This window comes from Rhodococcus gordoniae (assembly GCF_001646655.1).
In the GTDB taxonomy this organism is placed as follows: domain Bacteria; phylum Actinomycetota; class Actinomycetes; order Mycobacteriales; family Mycobacteriaceae; genus Rhodococcus; species Rhodococcus gordoniae.
Window position 1 is genome coordinate 1 of the sequence record NZ_LPZN01000038.1, and the last position, 15,779, is coordinate 15,779.

Annotated in this window: 20 protein-coding genes and 1 pseudogene; 12 read left to right on the forward strand and 9 right to left on the reverse strand. The window is 69.1% G+C overall.

The window, feature by feature from the left end; translation table 11 throughout:
* From A8G18_RS23220 to A8G18_RS14895, 3 genes and pseudogenes are all read right to left on the reverse strand, one after another.
* A pseudogene (locus A8G18_RS23220) lies at positions 1-231 on the reverse strand (hypothetical protein); the annotation flags it as partial.
* 261 nt (positions 232-492) lie between these two features.
* Positions 493-1,299: a CPBP family intramembrane glutamic endopeptidase gene (locus A8G18_RS14890; RefSeq protein ID WP_064064485.1), complete on the reverse strand. Its 807-nt coding sequence runs from the start codon at positions 1,297-1,299 to the stop codon at positions 493-495.
* 131 nt (positions 1,300-1,430) lie between these two features.
* Complete coding sequence (locus A8G18_RS14895) at positions 1,431-2,198, reverse strand: DUF2470 domain-containing protein (protein ID WP_064064486.1); 768 nt, start codon at positions 2,196-2,198, stop codon at positions 1,431-1,433.
* A gap of 108 nt (positions 2,199-2,306) precedes the next feature.
* On the opposite strand from A8G18_RS14895, the gene A8G18_RS14900 reads away from it, so the two are divergent.
* From A8G18_RS14900 to A8G18_RS14915, 4 genes are all read left to right on the forward strand, one after another.
* On the forward strand, positions 2,307-2,969 hold the full coding sequence (locus A8G18_RS14900) for a hypothetical protein (protein ID WP_016932125.1): 663 nt from the start codon (positions 2,307-2,309) through the stop codon (positions 2,967-2,969).
* Positions 2,970-3,025: 56 nt separating this feature from the next.
* Entirely contained in the window at positions 3,026-3,952 is a 927-nt protein-coding gene (gene pheA / locus A8G18_RS14905; protein ID WP_016932124.1) for a prephenate dehydratase, read from the forward strand.
* 2 nt (positions 3,953-3,954) lie between these two features.
* Positions 3,955-4,614 carry a histidine phosphatase family protein gene (locus tag A8G18_RS14910; RefSeq protein WP_172506071.1) on the forward strand — a complete coding sequence of 220 codons (660 nt, stop codon included), beginning with the start codon at positions 3,955-3,957 and terminating at the stop codon, positions 4,612-4,614.
* Positions 4,615-4,705: 91 nt separating this feature from the next.
* Positions 4,706-5,341, forward strand: a complete 636-nt coding sequence (locus A8G18_RS14915) for a TetR/AcrR family transcriptional regulator (protein WP_016932122.1) — start codon at positions 4,706-4,708, stop codon at positions 5,339-5,341.
* Positions 5,342-5,353: 12 nt separating this feature from the next.
* On the opposite strand, the gene A8G18_RS14920 is transcribed toward A8G18_RS14915, so the two are convergent.
* Positions 5,354-5,929 (reverse strand): dihydrofolate reductase family protein, encoded by a 576-nt coding sequence (locus tag A8G18_RS14920; RefSeq protein ID WP_064064487.1) that lies wholly within the window; start codon positions 5,927-5,929, stop codon positions 5,354-5,356.
* Positions 5,930-5,999: 70 nt separating this feature from the next.
* Here A8G18_RS14920 and A8G18_RS14925 point away from each other — a divergent pair, with 70 nt between their 5' ends.
* Positions 6,000-6,575, forward strand: a complete 576-nt coding sequence (locus A8G18_RS14925; RefSeq protein ID WP_016932120.1) for a TetR/AcrR family transcriptional regulator — start codon at positions 6,000-6,002, stop codon at positions 6,573-6,575.
* Between the two features lie 61 nt (positions 6,576-6,636).
* Here the strand turns inward: A8G18_RS14925 and A8G18_RS14930 are convergent, their stop codons facing one another.
* Entirely contained in the window at positions 6,637-7,416 is a 780-nt protein-coding gene (locus A8G18_RS14930; protein WP_064064488.1) for an enoyl-CoA hydratase, read from the reverse strand.
* A 10-nt stretch (positions 7,417-7,426) separates the two neighbouring features.
* Complete coding sequence (locus tag A8G18_RS14935) at positions 7,427-8,404, reverse strand: NADPH:quinone oxidoreductase family protein (protein WP_064064489.1); 978 nt, start codon at positions 8,402-8,404, stop codon at positions 7,427-7,429.
* Positions 8,405-8,576: 172 nt separating this feature from the next.
* On the opposite strand from A8G18_RS14935, the gene A8G18_RS14940 reads away from it, so the two are divergent.
* The 5 genes from A8G18_RS14940 (at position 8,577) to A8G18_RS23075 (ending at position 12,043) form a co-directional block, all read left to right on the forward strand.
* Positions 8,577-9,770 (forward strand): thiolase family protein, encoded by a 1,194-nt coding sequence (locus A8G18_RS14940; protein ID WP_064064490.1) that lies wholly within the window; start codon positions 8,577-8,579, stop codon positions 9,768-9,770.
* A gap of 28 nt (positions 9,771-9,798) precedes the next feature.
* On the forward strand, positions 9,799-10,560 hold the full coding sequence (locus tag A8G18_RS14945; RefSeq protein WP_016932116.1) for a 3-hydroxyacyl-CoA dehydrogenase: 762 nt from the start codon (positions 9,799-9,801) through the stop codon (positions 10,558-10,560).
* A 30-nt stretch (positions 10,561-10,590) separates the two neighbouring features.
* Positions 10,591-11,244 (forward strand): TetR/AcrR family transcriptional regulator, encoded by a 654-nt coding sequence (locus tag A8G18_RS14950; RefSeq protein ID WP_064064491.1) that lies wholly within the window; start codon positions 10,591-10,593, stop codon positions 11,242-11,244.
* Between the two features lie 69 nt (positions 11,245-11,313).
* The gene (locus tag A8G18_RS14955) at positions 11,314-11,727 is read left to right on the forward strand and encodes an NUDIX hydrolase (protein ID WP_064064492.1); all 414 of its coding nucleotides are present in this window, start codon (positions 11,314-11,316) and stop codon (positions 11,725-11,727) included.
* Between the two features lie 154 nt (positions 11,728-11,881).
* The gene (locus A8G18_RS23075; protein ID WP_016933301.1) at positions 11,882-12,043 is read left to right on the forward strand and encodes a hypothetical protein; all 162 of its coding nucleotides are present in this window, start codon (positions 11,882-11,884) and stop codon (positions 12,041-12,043) included.
* 27 nt (positions 12,044-12,070) lie between these two features.
* Here the strand turns inward: A8G18_RS23075 and A8G18_RS14960 are convergent, their stop codons facing one another.
* Both A8G18_RS14960 and A8G18_RS14965 read right to left on the reverse strand, forming a co-directional pair.
* Positions 12,071-12,409: a metallopeptidase family protein gene (locus tag A8G18_RS14960; RefSeq protein ID WP_016933302.1), complete on the reverse strand. Its 339-nt coding sequence runs from the start codon at positions 12,407-12,409 to the stop codon at positions 12,071-12,073.
* Between the two features lie 13 nt (positions 12,410-12,422).
* Positions 12,423-13,481: a septum formation family protein gene (locus A8G18_RS14965; protein ID WP_016933303.1), complete on the reverse strand. Its 1,059-nt coding sequence runs from the start codon at positions 13,479-13,481 to the stop codon at positions 12,423-12,425.
* Between the two features lie 36 nt (positions 13,482-13,517).
* Between A8G18_RS14965 and A8G18_RS14970 the strand changes: the two genes are divergently transcribed.
* Positions 13,518-13,910 carry an ankyrin repeat domain-containing protein gene (locus tag A8G18_RS14970; protein ID WP_064064493.1) on the forward strand — a complete coding sequence of 131 codons (393 nt, stop codon included), beginning with the start codon at positions 13,518-13,520 and terminating at the stop codon, positions 13,908-13,910.
* Between the two features lie 11 nt (positions 13,911-13,921).
* Entirely contained in the window at positions 13,922-15,184 is a 1,263-nt protein-coding gene (gene serS / locus A8G18_RS14975) for a serine--tRNA ligase (protein WP_016933305.1), read from the forward strand.
* Between the two features lie 6 nt (positions 15,185-15,190).
* On the opposite strand, the gene A8G18_RS14980 is transcribed toward serS, so the two are convergent.
* Positions 15,191-15,691: a PaaI family thioesterase gene (locus A8G18_RS14980; RefSeq protein WP_016933306.1), complete on the reverse strand. Its 501-nt coding sequence runs from the start codon at positions 15,689-15,691 to the stop codon at positions 15,191-15,193.
* Between the last annotated feature and the right edge of the window lie 88 nt (positions 15,692-15,779).

Consider the following 15,779-nt stretch of genomic DNA (forward strand, 5'->3'; position numbering starts at 1 on the left):
CCGAGCGGACGTCTCGGTGCAGGTCGCGACGGCGGGGCCGCGGGACGTCGAGGGGGAGCGGGCGGGGGTGTGTTCCCACGTGACGGTCGCCGGCGCGGGGCAGATTCGGCGAACCGTTCGGGTCGTTGCGTCGGAGCCCACTCGCGGCGTTGCTGCTGTGGCGGCGGTTGCTGCCGGTCCTGCCGGGGAGTCCGAGCGGGCCGGTAGTTCGGTGCCGGCGCCTGCGACCACGCCTGCGGTGACTGTGGCCGGCCGTCGCGCCGGAGAACCTGGGTGCCTTCGGGAGACGGGGGCACGGCGTCGGGGCGACGCGGCGGCACACCACCGGAACGATGGGGCGGCACGCCACCGGAACGATGAGGTGGCACGCCACCGGAACGATGGGGCGGCACGCCACCGCGAGGTACGGACCGGCCGGGAGGAGGGCCCTGCGGAGGTCGCGGCCGGTTCCGGGGGTCGCGAGGGTCGCCGTTCACCCGGACAACTCTACGGTCAGGGCAGCCAGGAGACGTGGCCCCTCAGTGCTTGGTAGCCGACGAAGGCGACGGTGTCGATGAGAGCGTGGGCGATCACGAGCGGCCACAACCGCCCGGTTCGCTGCCAGTACCGCCCGAACACCAGGCCCATGACCACGTTGCCGAACCCGCCGCCGATGCCCTGGTAGAGGTGATAACTGCCGCGGAGCAGCGCGGAGGCGAGCAGCGACGAGTTCTCCGACCAGCCGAGCTGCCGCAGACGGGTGAGGAGATAGGCGACGACCAGGATCTCCTCCGCACCGGAATTGGCGATCGCCCACAGCACCTCGGTGGGCAGCCGCCACCAGTAGTCCTCGAGCAGGCTCGGCGCGACCGTCAGGTTCAGGCCGGCCGCGCGCGCCACCAGGTACAACACGAGGCCGGGGAGTCCGATCAGCGCGGCCAGGCCCACGCCGGGCAGCAGATCGGGCCGCAGGCCGGGCCGGGCGAGACCTGCGAGTCTCGGACCGACGCCGCTGCGCCACAACAGGTACAGACCGAGAGCGCCCCAGGCGAGCAACCGCACGATGCCGAGAAGCTGCCGGGCGAGATCGATGAATCCCTGCGACGAGCGTGGCGTGTTCAGGGCCACCGTCTGATCCGACAGTGGTTCCGGTGCCAGCGCCGCCTCGGCCAGCGACAGGATCGACGAGATTCCGCTCAGGCCGAAGGTGACGAGCAGGACGATGGTGATCTCGATCCACAGCGCGCGGCGCTCGGCAGGGTCGAGGGGCGGCTCGGGGTTGCGGGCGGCGGGCCGCAGCCAGTCGCGGAGGGTCGTCACCGGAGCGATTGTGCCGGACGGTGCGCGGTGGGCGAGTGGGTCGTGCGCGCCATCCTGCTGATGATCGGTACGACCTCTCCGAATCAGCCGCCGACCGGCCGGGTCTTCGGGTCTGCATCGTGGCGGAATACTCAGGCCCGCGGCGGCAGTCCGTTGCGGAAGGGGCAGCCGACCAGCAGGCGCAGTGCGCGGCTCAGGGCCGCGGGGTCGTCGACCGGCTCGTGGAAAGGGATGCGCACGTCGTGGTCGTCGCCTTCGGACTCGACACGCAGGCGCAGGCCGTAACGATCGAGGCCGAGTGGGCGGATCCGTCCGCCGCGATGCGCGGGCGGAATCCGTCGCGCGATCTGCCGCACGATGTCGGCGTGGTCCTGTTCGAGATGTTGGAGCCAGCCGGTCTCGAGCGCTGCGAAGGGGTCGGGAGCAGCGTCGAGGACGTCGGTGACGTCGACGGCTTCGGCGCCGGTGGTGTCGGCGGCGACGATGGAGTCGAGGCTCAGGCACAGCAGTTCGGAGCAGTGTCCGACGTCGAGGAGTTCGGGATGCGGGAGGATCTCGGCGATCTCGGCGGCGAGCCGGCGGGGATGTTCGACCGGACGCAGGGTGCCGCTGAGCCAGATGAGCGACCGCACCGGGTTGCGCAGTGCGATCGGCGAGTGGTCGGTGAGTTCGAGCATCGCGGGGATTCCGGCGTTCCCGGCCTGCCAGGCGAGTGCGACGGGGAGGCTGTCCTCGGCGACGGCGACGGCGACCTGCCCGTCGTCGAGGAGATGGTGGACGAAGGTGGGCAGCGGGTCGCATCCGTCGATCGCGAGCTGGGTCGTGTCGGCCCGGATGAGGGCGGTGCGTACGCGTTCGGCCGTGGTGGGCGCGGGAACGACGGATGTGGTGGTCTGCATGCCGACCCTCCTTCTTCATGTAGGTGAGGCAAACCTAAGTCATTGTGACCGCGGTCGCAAGTGCTCCGTCGGTAGCCTGGACCGGTGCCGATCCCTCTTCCCCTCGGAATGCCGCCGTCCCGCGACGAATCGCGGGGATTGCTCGACGCGTTGCTCACCCGCCGGCACGACACCCTCACCGGCGCTCTCGCCGCGACCGGCCGCATGCTCGCCCCGCCGATCGTCCCGGCCGCCGCCGTCACCGGATCGCCGACCCGCGAGCTCGTCGTCGAACTCGATGCCTCGACCGAACTTCCCTCGCCCGCCGGGTGGCGCCCGATCCGCTATCAGGTCGAGTGTTCGGCCGAGGATCTCGAGGACGTTCTCGCGATCACCGCGCCCGCACCCCTGGTGGTGTACCCGCACGTGTCCGACGCCGCGCTCGCCGACGCTGCCCGCGCGCTCACCGAGGCCGGCCACATCCCGGGCCTGACCGCAGGTCGCGGGGCCGAGGCCGTCGCTGATTTCCTCGCCGTCCTCGCCCACACCGACACGGGCTACGCCGCCCGCGCGACCGGCACCGACGACGTGGTCGCCCTGCTCGCCGCCACCGTCGCGGCGCTGAGCGGTTTCGATGTCCGGGCCGCCCTCGCGACTCCCGACGTGGCCCGGCTCCGGCGGCTCGTCCCCGAGGCGGCCGCCGCGGTGCGGGAGATCCTCCTGGTCGTGGAGGTCGACGAGACCGACGGCGTCGTCCGGGATCTCGAAGCGCTCGATCTCGGCGTGGGCTGATCCGGGTTCACGCGGACTCCACCTCCCGGTCACGGACGGTGCGTAACCTCGTACTCGTGCCACGTATCGCTTATTTCGGACCGTCGGGAACGTTCACCGAGATGGCCCTCGACCGTTTCGAGAGCCTCGGTGCACTCGACGTGCTCGGCGACGAGTCCGCGGACGTCGAACGCGTCGCCGCGGCCAGCCCACCGGCCGCTCTGCAACTCCTGCGCGACCGGCAGGTCGACGGTGCCGTCGTTCCCATCGAGAGCTCGGTGGAGGGCTCGGTGCCGCCCACCATGGACGCCCTGGCGCTCGGGCCGCGCCTGCAGATCGTTGCCGAGGCCGAACTCGACATCGCGTTCACGGTGGTCACCCGCGACGGGATCACGCGCGATCGGGTCCGCACGATCGGCGCCTATCCGGTGGCCGCGGCGCAGGTGCGTCGCTGGATCGAGGACCATCTGCCCGCCGCCGAGGTCGTGACCGCCGCCTCGAATGCGGGAGCGGCCGAGGACGTCGCGTCCGGCAAGGTCGACGCGGCCGTGTCCACCGCACTCGCCGGGCAGCGGCTCGGCCTGTCGGTTCTCGCCGACAAGGTCGCCGACTTCGAGGGCGCCCGCACCCGCTTCGTGCTCGTCACCCGGCCGCGGCCGGTGCCGAAACGCACCGGTGTCGACCGCACCTCGGTCGTGCTGCAGCTGCCCAACGAGCCGGGTTCGCTGGTGCGCGCGATCACCGAGTTCGCCACGCGCGGAATCGATCTGTCCCGTATCGAATCCCGGCCGACCCGCAGGGAATACGGCACCTACTTCTTCCACTTGGACTGTGTGGGCCACATCGACGACGCCCTGGTCGCCGAGGCGTTGCAGGGACTGCACCGCTTCGCGCAGGTGCGGTTCCTCGGATCGTGGCCCGCGGTATCCGAACACGGTGTCCCGCCCGTGTCGGACGACGAGGATGCGCGGTGGCTCGACCGGCTGCGGCGCGGAGAGGACTGACGGTGAGCGGCAGATTGATCCTGGCCCGGCACGGCCAGACGGTGGCGAACGTCGCCCGGAGGCTCGATACCAAGCTTCCCGGAGCGGAGCTCACCGAGCTCGGCGTCGAACAGGCCCGCACGCTCGGGAAGAACCTCGTCGAGCGGACGCCGTCGCTGCTCGTCGCGTCGCAGGCACTGCGGGCCCGGCAGACGGCCGACCACGCGGGAGCGGCGGTGTCGCTGGAGACGAGCGTCCGCGAGGGCGTGCACGAGGTGCAGGTCGGCGAGCTCGAGGACCGCAGCGACGAGGAGTCGCACAAGCTGTTCATGAAGGTCTACGAGGAGTGGCACAACGGCGACCTGCGGGCACGGGTCCCGGGTGGCGAATCGGCGCTCGACGTGCTCGACCGGTATCTGCCCGTCCTCGACTCGCTGCGCAGCGATTATCTCGACGCCGGCTCGGGCGACGTCGTGGTCGTCAGCCACGGTGCCGCCATCCGGCTCGTGGCGGCCTATCTGGGGAAGGTGCCGGCGGGTTTCGCCATCACGAATCACCTGGCCAACACCGAGACGGTCGAGCTGGCGCCTGTGTCCGGCGGGTGGGAATGCGTGCGCTGGGGATCCTTCCTCGCGCCCTTCCACGACACCGCGCGCGGCGGTGTCGACGATCCGATGGGGTGATACCGCCCACTCTCCGATCGTTCGGGCGCAAAACATACGGGTATCCTCGGGGCGTCCGTGTGAAGTAGCGATCGGTAGGTAGGGGCAGTTCATGGGTGCTTCGAGCGACGGGGCCGACACCCTCACCAACGGTGAGGCGATCCCGGACTGGCGCATCCTCGAACCGATGCAGCTCAGCCCCATCCTCACCGCCGCCCTCGATGCGTTCTACGAGACCGGCTTCCACGGCACGTCGGTGCGGGAGATCGCGCGTCGCGTCGGTGTCACCGTTCCGGCTCTCTACTACCATCACGAGAACAAGGAAGGGCTGCTCATCGCCCTTCTGGAGCTGTCCACGAGCGATGTGCTCTCCCGGGCGCACGCCGCGGCCGAGGACGCCGAGGGCGACCCGGTGCGCAGGCTGTCCAACGTCATCGAGGCGATCGTGCTGCGCATGACGATGCGGGCTCGGCTCGCCGCGCTCGAGGGCGAGGCCCGCTATCTGAGTCCCGAGAACCGCCAGCGCTACCGCGCGGTGCGCAAGGGTGTCGAGCAGTTGGTGCGCCAGATCGTCGAGGAGGGCGTCGCCGCGGATGTGTTCGACGTGGACGATCCCGCCGAGACGACGCGCGCCCTGCTCGGCATGTGCCAGTCGATCCCGCGCTGGTACCACGCGGAGGGCACGCTCGGTCCCGAGGCCGTCGCACAGAAGTACGTCGGTATCGCGCTCAAGACCGTCGGCGCCTGAGACGATCCGGATTCAGCGGCGGTCGAACCAGGTGACCTGTGTGCCGTTGGAGAACTCCTCGCGGTCGGTGACGTCGAATCGCGTGGGGACGAAGTTGCCCGACAGCGCCGGGATGCCGTCGCCCGCGATCACCGGATAGCTCTTGAAGATCAGCCGGTCGATCTCGTCGACGAGCTGCCCTGCGATGTTGCCGCCGCCGCAGAGCCAGATGTCCAGTCCCTCTTCTGCCTTCAGCTTTCGGACCAGCTCGACCGGGTCGGTGTCGACGATCCGAACCTGCGGATCGTCTACCGGCGCGAGAGTTCGGGACACGACGTACTGCTGCATGTGGCTGTACGGGCTCGTGAGTCCCAGCGAGAGACCGGGTTCGTAGGCGCCGCGCCCCATGATCACCGTGTCCCATTCATTGTTCGGCGCGTCGACCGGCATGCCGACCTGTTCGCGGAGGGCGGTGGGAACGGCTTCCGGATATCTCGCGCTCATCGCCGCCGCCATGTCGTCGCAGATCGGGTAGAAGTCGTACTCCCCGTTCGGGCCTGCGATGTACCCGTCGAGGGTCACTGCCACGTAGTAGACGAGCTTTCGCATCTTCGACCACCATTCGTAGTACTATGACTGAAGTGGTTCGAAGGTAGTACTACAGATGGAGTGGTGTCAAGTGGTCAGGACGAATCCGGAACGACGAAAGGTCTTGCTGGATGCCTCGATCGAGGTGCTCGCACGCGACGGTGCTCGCGGTCTGACCTTTCGGGCCGTCGACAAGGAGGCGGGGGTACCGGTCGGGACCGCCTCGAACTACTTCGCCAACCGTGACGAGCTGCTCGTCCAGGTGGGGCATCGCTACTACGAGCGGCTCCTGCCCGCCGACGAGGTCATGGCGCAGTCGCAGTCGCCGCAGACCCGCGAATCCATGATCGAGCTGATGACGGAGGTGGTCGACCGGCTCATCCGGTTCCGCGCCGGCTATCTCGCGCTCCTCGAACTACGCCTCGAAGCGACCCGGCGTCCCGAACTGCAGACCCTGCTCACCGAGCGGGTGCGCGCCGACCTGGATTTCAACATCGCCAACTACCGGCACTCCGGCCTGCCCGGCGGTGAGGACGCCGTCGTGCTGCTCTATCTCGCGTTGAACTGGCTCGTGCTCGACCGGCTCACTCTTCCCGGGATCGTCGACGAGGACCGTGTCGCCGAGTTGGTGCGGGCGGCCGTCGAACGCGTGATCCCCGACGCCTGAAACGATTTCGGTGTATCCGACCCCGATCGGCGAGGCCGGATCCACCGAAATCGTCGACGGCTCAGCGACGGAAGTTCGCGACGCGCTTCTCCTGGAAGGCCGTCACCCCTTCGGCGAAGTCCGCACTGCCGAGCAGGACGAGCTGACCTTCGCGCTCCCGCTCGAACGCGTTGTCGAGTTCGGTGAGCGTCGCGTCGTTGATCGCGTTCTTCGTCGATGCGAAGGCGGCCGACGGGCCGTCGGCGAGTCGCTGCACGAGAGCCTCCACGGCACCGTCGAATTCGTCGTCCGCGTAGACGTCCGCGATGAGCCCGGAAGCCAGGGCCTCCCGGGCCGGGAGTCGCTCGGCCAGCAGGGCCATCTTCAGTGCCCGCGCGCGACCGATCGACGCGGCGACGAGCGCGGACGCACCGCCGTCGGGCATCAACCCGATCTTCGTGAACGCGAGCAGGAAGTAGCCCGACTCCTTCGACACGGTGAGATCGCATGCGAGAGCAAGGGATACACCGACGCCGGCTGCTACCCCGTTGACGGCACCGACGACGGGACGCGGGAACGCGCGGATCGCGGCGGTGACCCGGTTGGCGGCATCGATCGTGTCGGCGGAGGGCGGCGCGCTCAGATCACGACCGGAGAGGTCGGCGCCCGAGCAGAACGCGCGACCGACGCCGGCGAGTACCGCGACCCGGACGGAGGTGTCGTCGGCGTACTTCTCGAAGGCGTCGGCAATCGCGTCGAGCGTCTCGGTCTTCACCGCGTTCATCCGCGAGGGACGGTTGAGGGTGACGCGCAGGACGCCGTCGTCGACGGTGGTGTCGACACCGGGCAGGTCGTCGGTCATGGCTGTGCTCCTAGGGTCGGGACGTCAGGTCGAGCGCGACCTTGCCGGTCGCGGAACGGTTCTCGAGCGAGCGCAGTGCGGCGGGTGCCTCGGCGAGTGGGTGGAGCGTGGGTTCGGGGACGACGAGCGTCCCGTCGCGCAGCAACGGTTCGAGCGCGGCCCACTGCCGCGCCGAATGGTCGGGGACGGTGCGGAGGTACTCACCCCACCCGGCACCGACGACCGAAATATTCGCGAGCAGAAGGCGATTGACCTTCACGGTGGGGATGCTGCCGCCGGTGAAACCGAGGACGACGGCACGCCCACCCGGCGCGAGGCTGCGCAGGCTGTCGGTGAACCGGTCGCCGCCGACGGGATCGAGCACGATGTCCGCGCCGCGCCCACCGGTCAGTTCGAGGACGCGGTCCTTGAAATCCTCGGCGAGGACGGTGTGGGTCGCGCGGTTGGCCTTCGCCACCGCGGCCTTCTCCTCGGTGCTCACCACCGCGATCGTCTCGAGTCCGAGGGCCGCCGCGACCTGCAGCGACGCCACCCCGAGACCACCGGCCGCACCGTGGACGAGGACGGTCTCGCCGGCCCGGTACCGGGCGCGCTCGTCGAGCGCGAAGTGCGCAGTGAAGTAGTTCATGAGCATCCCGGCAGCGGCGGTGAGCGAGACGCTGTCGGGCAGGGGGAACACCAGTCCGCGCGGCAGTGCGACGGTCTGCTGCCACGATCCGGTGAGGGACAGTACGGCGACGCGCTGCCCGGCGACGAGGCCGCTGCCTTCCGGGGCGCTGCGGACGATGCCTGCGCCTTCGGCACCGAGCACGCACGGCAGCGGCCGGACCATCTGGTAGCCGCCGGTCGTCTGCAGCAGATCGGGGAAGGACACACCGGCGGCGTGCAGGTCGACGAGGACGAGCGAATCGCCCGCCTCGGGTTCGGGGATGTCGGTCACGCGGACGGCGTCGGGGCCGGCGTGTTCGATCAATTGCGCTGCGCGCACGGGCGTCTCCTCGACTCGAGTCGTGATCCATCACTATCAGAAGTGCTTAGCGTGCGCTAGCTCTCAGAGATCATTGACCGAGCGCTAAGTCCGTGGTAGAGCTTTTAGCGATCGATAAGTACGCCGCTGGGAACGTCTCCGGCCCGCACGTTGCACTTTCGAAAGGAGCGTCATGACCAACGCTGTCATCGTCGACGTCGTCCGTACCGCCGTCGGCAAGGGCAAGCCGGGCGGCGCCCTGTCCGGCACCCATCCCGTCGAACTCCTCGCCCACGTCCTGCGATCGCTCGTCGAACGCAACGGCATCGATCCCGCGCAGGTCGACGACGTGATCGGCGGCTGCGTCGCCCAGGCCGGCGAACAGTCCCTCAACATCTCGCGCACCGCGCTCCTCGCCGCCGGCTTCCCCGAGTCGGTGCCCGCGACCACCATCGACCGCCAGTGCGGGTCGAGCCAGCAGGCCGCGCACTTCGCCGCACAGGGCGTCATCGCCGGGGCCTACGACATGGTCATCGCGTGCGGTGTCGAGTCCATGAGCCGCATCCCGATGGGCACTGCCACGCTCGGTCAGGACACCCACGGCCCGAGCGTGCGCGCCCGTTATCCCGAGGGACTGGTCAACCAGGGCATCTCGGCCGAACTCATCGCCGCGAAGTGGAAGTTCGGCCGCGACGCCCTCGATGCCTACTCCGCGCAGTCGCACCAGCGTGCCGCCGCGGCCTACGAAGCCGGCCGCTTCGACAAGGAGATCGTCCCGATCACCGTCGAGAACGCCGCGGGCGAACAGGTGCAGCACACCGTCGACGAGACGCTGCGTGCCTCCACCACCGCCGAGGGCCTCGCCGGTCTGAAACCGTCGTTCCACACCGAGGAGTACGCGGCCCGGTTCCCCGAGGTGCAGTGGGTCATCACCCCCGGCAACTCCTCGCCGCTCACCGACGGTGCGTCGGCCGCGCTCATCATGAGCGAGGAGCTGGCGAACAGGCTGGGCCTGACCCCGCGCGCCCGCTTCCATTCGTTCTCCGTCGCCGGCGACGACCCGGTCTTCATGCTCACCGCGCCGATCCCCGCGACGCAGAAGGTCCTCGCCCGCGCCGGCCTGGGCATCGACGACATCGACGCCTACGAGGTCAACGAGGCCTTCGCGCCCGTGCCGCTCGCCTGGGCACACGAGCTGGGCGCCGACCCGGCCAAGCTCAACCCGTGGGGCGGCGCCATCGCGCTGGGCCACGCGCTCGGCTCGTCGGGCACCCGCCTGCTGTCCACCCTCGTCAACCACCTCGAGGCCACCGGCGGTCGCTACGGCCTGCAGACCATGTGTGAGGGCGCGGGCATGGCCAACGCCACCATCATCGAACGCCTCTGACCCACAACCACTCTCGAAAGGGTAATCAATGATCATCAACGACAGCGTCGCCGTCGTCACCGGCGGTGCCTCCGGCCTCGGTCTCGCCACCGTCAAGGCACTGCTGAACGACGGGGCCCAGGTCGTCATCATCGACCTGCCGTCCTCGAACGGTGAGACCATCGCCAAGGAGCTCGGCGACCGAGTCCGCTTCGTCGCCGCCGACGTCACCGACGAGGCCGCCGTCACCGAGGCACTCGACGTCGCCGAATCGCTCGGCCCGCTGCGGGTCGCGGTGAACTGCGCCGGTATCGGCAACGCCGTCAAGACCGTGAGCAAGAAGGGTGCCTTCCCGCTCGACGCGTTCAAGAAGGTCGTCGACGTCAACCTGTTCGGCACGTTCAACGTCATCCGTCTCGCTGCCGAGCGCATCGCGAAGACCGAGCCGATCGACGGCGAGCGCGGCGTCATCATCAACACCGCTTCCGTCGCGGCCTTCGACGGCCAGATCGGCCAGGCCGCCTACTCGGCGTCCAAGGGTGGCGTCGTCGGCATGACCCTGCCGATCGCCCGCGACCTCGCGTCGCTGCTCATCCGCGTCGTCACCATCGCGCCGGGCCTGTTCAAGACCCCGCTGCTCGGTTCGCTGCCGGAAGAGGCCCAGGCTTCCCTCGGGCAGCAGGTGCCGCACCCCGCGCGTCTGGGCGACCCGTCCGAGTACGGTTCCCTGGCCGCGCACATCGTGTCGAACCCGATGCTCAACGGTGAGGTCATCCGTCTCGACGGCGCAATCCGCATGGCGCCGCGCTGATCCTGCACCACCCGTGAGAGGAGGGGGTCGATGACCCGGGCATTCGAGGCCGAGGAATCCGGCACGCCCCGCGCGGACGTACGGTCCGCGGATTGGCGCGAGTTCCAGCCTCTGGAGCTCGACCCCATCCTCGAACACGCGCTGGAAGCGTTCAGCGAGAACGGTTTCCATGGCACCACCGTGCGCGACCTGGCCCGCCGGGTCGGCGTGACGGTGCCTGCGTTGTACTACCACTACGAGAACAAGGAAGCCGTTCTCGTCACGCTGCTCGACGCCGCTGTCCTCGACCTCATCGACCGTGTGTCGGCGGCGGTCGCGGACGGCGGCGACGACCCGGTCGCCCGTTTCGTCAACGCCGTCGAGGCGATCGTGCTGAACATGACCCACCGCGCACAGCGTTCGGGGCTGGATTCCGAAGTGCGCCATATCTCCTCGGAGAACCGCCGAACATACGCCGCGACCCGCAAGCGTCTCGAGTTGATGATGCTCGACCTGGTGCGCGAGGGTGTGGAACAACGGGTGTTCGATGTCGACGACGTCGACGAGGCCGTGCGAGCACTCCTCGGGATGTTCCAGTCCATCGTCCGCTGGTACCAACTCGACGGACCCCTCACCCCCGCGCAGATCGCGCAGCGGTACATCGTGATCGCGTTGCGGATCGTGGGTCACCACCCGGCCACCTGAGAGTCCTTCGGGAGTTCGACTCTCGTCGACGGCGGCTACAGCCTGTTCCGGGGCGCCTACGATGATCCGGTGACTCAGGACCGGGTGATCGTCGTCAGTGCCGTCGTTCTCCGCAACGCCGCCGGTGAGGTGCTCACCGTGCGGAAGCGGAACACGTCGCGATTCATGCTGCCCGGCGGCAAGCCCGATCCGGGGGAGACCCCTGCCGAGACCGCCGTTCGCGAATGCGCGGAGGAGATCGGCGCGGTGCTCGACCTCGCGTCGCTGCGTCTCGTCGGTGTCTTCGCCGCGGACGCTGCCAACGAACCCGGCTACCGGCTCGAAGGAACCGTGTACGAGCATCCGCTCGTGGAGGTCGCCGGTGCATCTGCGGAGATCGCGGAGACGCGCTGGCTCGATCCGGCGGCCCTTCCGCTGCCCGGCGATCTCGCGCCACTGCTCGAGCACCACGTCCTCCCTGCCCTTACGTCCGCCTCCCGGTGACGCCGAAGCTCGGGCACTTCACCACTGTCCGAGCTTTCACCGGAGTGCGGTCGGAGTCGGTCGTCACCCGGCGGAACGCGGACGGTAGGGTGACCCCCGGGGCGGACGTGTGTCGTCTGCCTCGAAGTGACATCGACTGTGGAGGTAACCGGGCATGTTGGAACTCTTCGGCGTCATCGTCGTGTGGCTCACCGTGGCCGTCGTCGCTGTCGGAACCGTCATCATGTTCGTCGTCTCGACGCTGAGCCCGCACTTCGGTCAGCGCAAGGCCAAGGGTCCGCGCCTCGACAAGGCGACCGCCGCGCGCAACAAGTAGCACCCGGTACCGATAGCGGAGAGCGCCTCAGCCCCAGCCCAGCTGGTGGAGGCGCTCTTCGCCGATTCCGAAATAGTGCGCGATCTCGTGGACGACGGTGACGAGCACCTCGTGCACCACGTCGTCGTCACTGTCGCAGATGTCGAGGATCGCGTCGCGGTAGATCGTGATCGTGTCCGGTAGCGATCCCGCATAGTGGCTGTCGCGCTCGGTGAGCGCGACTCCCTGGTACAGACCCAGCAGATCCGGTTCGTCCTCGTGACGCGGCTCGACGAGCACTACGACGTTGTCGATCGCCCGCGCGAGTTCGCGTGGGATCTCGTCGAGCGCTTCCGAGACGAGCTCCTCGAAGTGCTCGTCCTCCATGTGCACCGGCACGTCAGGACCCCGGAAGGGGAACGGCGCCCGGCAACGGCGTCGGCAGCGACCGGCCTTCGGGAACGGGCGGTGGCGGCACGGGCGGCTGGCCGTCGATGAGGATGTCGCCCTTGGCACTGCCGGTGATCGACGAGAAGCCACCACCTTCGACCTGCTTGCCGATCGAGCAGTTCACCTTGCGGCTGCCGGCGAGCCAGCTGTCGTAGTCGAGGTTGTCCCAGAACAGTGTCAGCGTCTTGTTGCGCAGTGCCTCCGGGTCGCCGAGGTATTCGCCGACCAGGCGCGTGCACGTCTCCTCGAGATAGCCGTCCTGGTCTTCGATGCTCGGCAGGCCACCGGGGAACTGCCCGCCCAGGTCGACCACCGCGACGACCTCGAAAGCGTGCGGCTTGGAGCACTCCACCGGATCGGCGGGCACGCCGTTGTTGATGCCGATGCAGACACCGACGTCCCATGCGCGGGACTGGTCCTGGTCGGCGACCCGGCCCTTGATCGGCAGGAGGTTGCCTGTGGTCGACGAGAACTGCAGACCGCACCGCAGGGTGCGTTCGCCGGCCGCCCAGCCCGCCTCACCGGGATTGATCAGGCCGATGCTGAACTTGCCGTGCGGGTCGAACCGGCCGTCGAGATAGTCCAGCGCGGCCGGTGCGCACTGCTCGTCGCGCAACTCGGTGAAGCGTGTGACCGACGGGAACCGCGATCCCGGCCCCCACTCGGTGCCGGGATACAGGCTCAGGTCGATGTCGGCGGCCACCTCGAAAAGGTGTGTTTCGGTGCAGTCGACCTTCGCGAGGTCGCTCGCGTCGAGAGCACTCCAGTTCAGGCAGTCGCCGGAGGTGGCGGTACCGAACGCTTCCCCCGCGACCGCGCCGGTGGTGCTGATGCCGGCGCCGCCGTTCTCGTCCCCGCCGCCGGTGCCCTGGAACCCCGCGACGACGAACGTCGCGATCGCCGCCAGGACGGCACCGGCCGCGACGAGCACCAGGGCGCGTCGGGTCAACCGCGCCGAGGGCGGGCGACGGTCGGGCTTGGGCTTGTTGTCTTCGGCCATCACTTCCATCATGCCCGTTCGGGTGGACGCGGGTAGTTTCGGCTCATGGCCGACGACCCGATCGATCCGCAGATTCTCGAGATCGCCAGGCAGACCTTCGACGCCGCCCGCCAGGGAGACGTCGGGACACTCACCGCATACGTCGATGCCGGGGTTCCCGTGAACCTTACCAACGAGGCCGGCGACACGCTGCTCATGCTGGCGTCCTATCACGGACACGCCGAGGCCGTACAGGCCCTGGTCGACCGAGGAGCCGATGTCGATCGGCTCAACGACCGCGGCCAGTCGCCTCTCGCGGGTGCGGTCTTCAAGGGCGCGGAGGCGGTCGTGCGGGTGCTCGCCGCGGCCGGTGCGAACCCGCGTCACGGACATCCCACCGCGGAGGACACAGCGAAGATGTTCGGGCGCGACGACTACCTGGAATTCTGGCAGCGGTAGGCTTCGATCCCGTGATCGACCTCAAGTTCCTCCGCGAGAATCCCGATGCCGTCCGCGAGTCGCAGCGCATGCGGGGGGAGGACCCGGGCCTCGTCGACGTGCTGCTCGAGGCCGACGCCTCCCGTCGTGCCGCGGTCCTCGCCGGCGACAACGCACGCGCCGAGCAGAAGGCACTGGGCAAGAAGGTCGGCAAGGCGTCCCCCGAGGAACGCCCCGCGCTGCTCGACGGCGCCAAGGAGCTGGCCGCGAAGGTCAAGGAACTCGAGGCCGAACAGCACGCCGCGCAGGAGGCCTTCGACCGCGCGCACCTGGCGATCTCCAACGTCGTGCAGGACGGTGTGCCCGCCGGCGGTGAGGACGATTTCGTCACGCTCGAGACGGTCGGTGAGCTGCCCACCTTCGACTTCGAACCGAAGGACCACCTCGCGCTCGGCGAGTCGCTGGGGCTGATCGACATGGAGCGCGGCGCCAAGGTCTCCGGTGCCCGGTTCTACTTCCTCACCGGTTACGGTGCGCTGCTGCAGCTGGGTCTGCTGCAGCTCGCCGCACAGAAGGCCACCGCGAACGGGTTCACGATGATGATCCCGCCCGTGCTCGTGCGTCCCGAAGTCATGCAGGGCACCGGCTTCCTCGGTCAGCACGCCGACGAGGTGTACCGGCTCGAGGAGGACGACCTCTACCTCGTGGGCACCTCCGAGGTGCCGCTCGCGGGTTACCACTCGGGCGAGATCCTCGACCTGTCGACAGGGCCGAAGCGGTACGCGGGCTGGTCGTCGTGCTTCCGTCGCGAAGCGGGCAGCTACGGCAAGGACACCCGCGGCATCATCCGCGTGCACCAGTTCGACAAGGTCGAGATGTTCGTCTACTGCCGGCCCGAGGAGGCCGCCGCGGAGCACGAGCGTCTGCTGAGCTGGGAACGGGAGATGCTCGCCGCCATCGACGTGCCGTACCGCGTCATCGACGTCGCCGCCGGTGATCTCGGGTCGTCGGCCTCCCGCAAGTTCGACTGCGAGGCCTGGGTGCCCACGCAGGAGCGGTACCGCGAGCTCACGTCGACGTCGAACTGCACGACCTTCCAGGGGCGTCGCCTGAACGTCCGCTACCGCGACGAGAACGGCAAGCCGCAGACTGCCGCGACCCTCAACGGCACGCTCGCGACCACCCGATGGCTCGTCGCGCTGCTCGAGAACCACCAGCAGGCCGACGGTTCGGTGAAGGTGCCCGAGGCGCTCGTGCCCTTCGTCGGGCGTGAGGTGCTCGAACCCGGCGCCTGAGAACTGTCAGCGCAGGATCAGGCAGGTGGTCGAACCCGTCGCGAGCAGGCGTCCCTCGGAGTCGCGGGCCTCGCCGCGCGCGGTCGCGGTGCGACGACCGGTGTGCTCGCAGAAGCCCTGCACGCGGACGACACCCTTGCCGGTCTGCACCGGACGGACGTAGCGCACCTGCAGGTCGAGGGTCGTGTAGCCGACCCCGGCCTCGAGGGTGCTCGCGACGCAGAAACCCATCGCGGTGTCGAAAAGGGTGGCGAGTACGCCGCCGTGGATGCTGCCCACCGCGTTGGCGTGGAACTCCTCCGGCTCGAGGGCGACCTCGGCGAAGCCCTGGCCGGCGTCGGTGACGGTGAAGCCGAGCGTGCGGGAGGTGGGATGGTGCGGGATCGTCCCGTCGATCAGCCCGCGCAGGAAGTCGAGACCGTGCATGTCGCGGTTGGCCGCCGACGTCGGCGCCGGGTCCTCCCACGTGTAGGTACGCTGCCGCTGCTGGTGCTCGTCCGTGCTCACGATGACCGACCGTATCCCACCGCGGAGGGCGTGACATGGGGAGCCGGGCGTGCCATTCTCGTTCCATGCGCCGTCGATGTTGATCCGG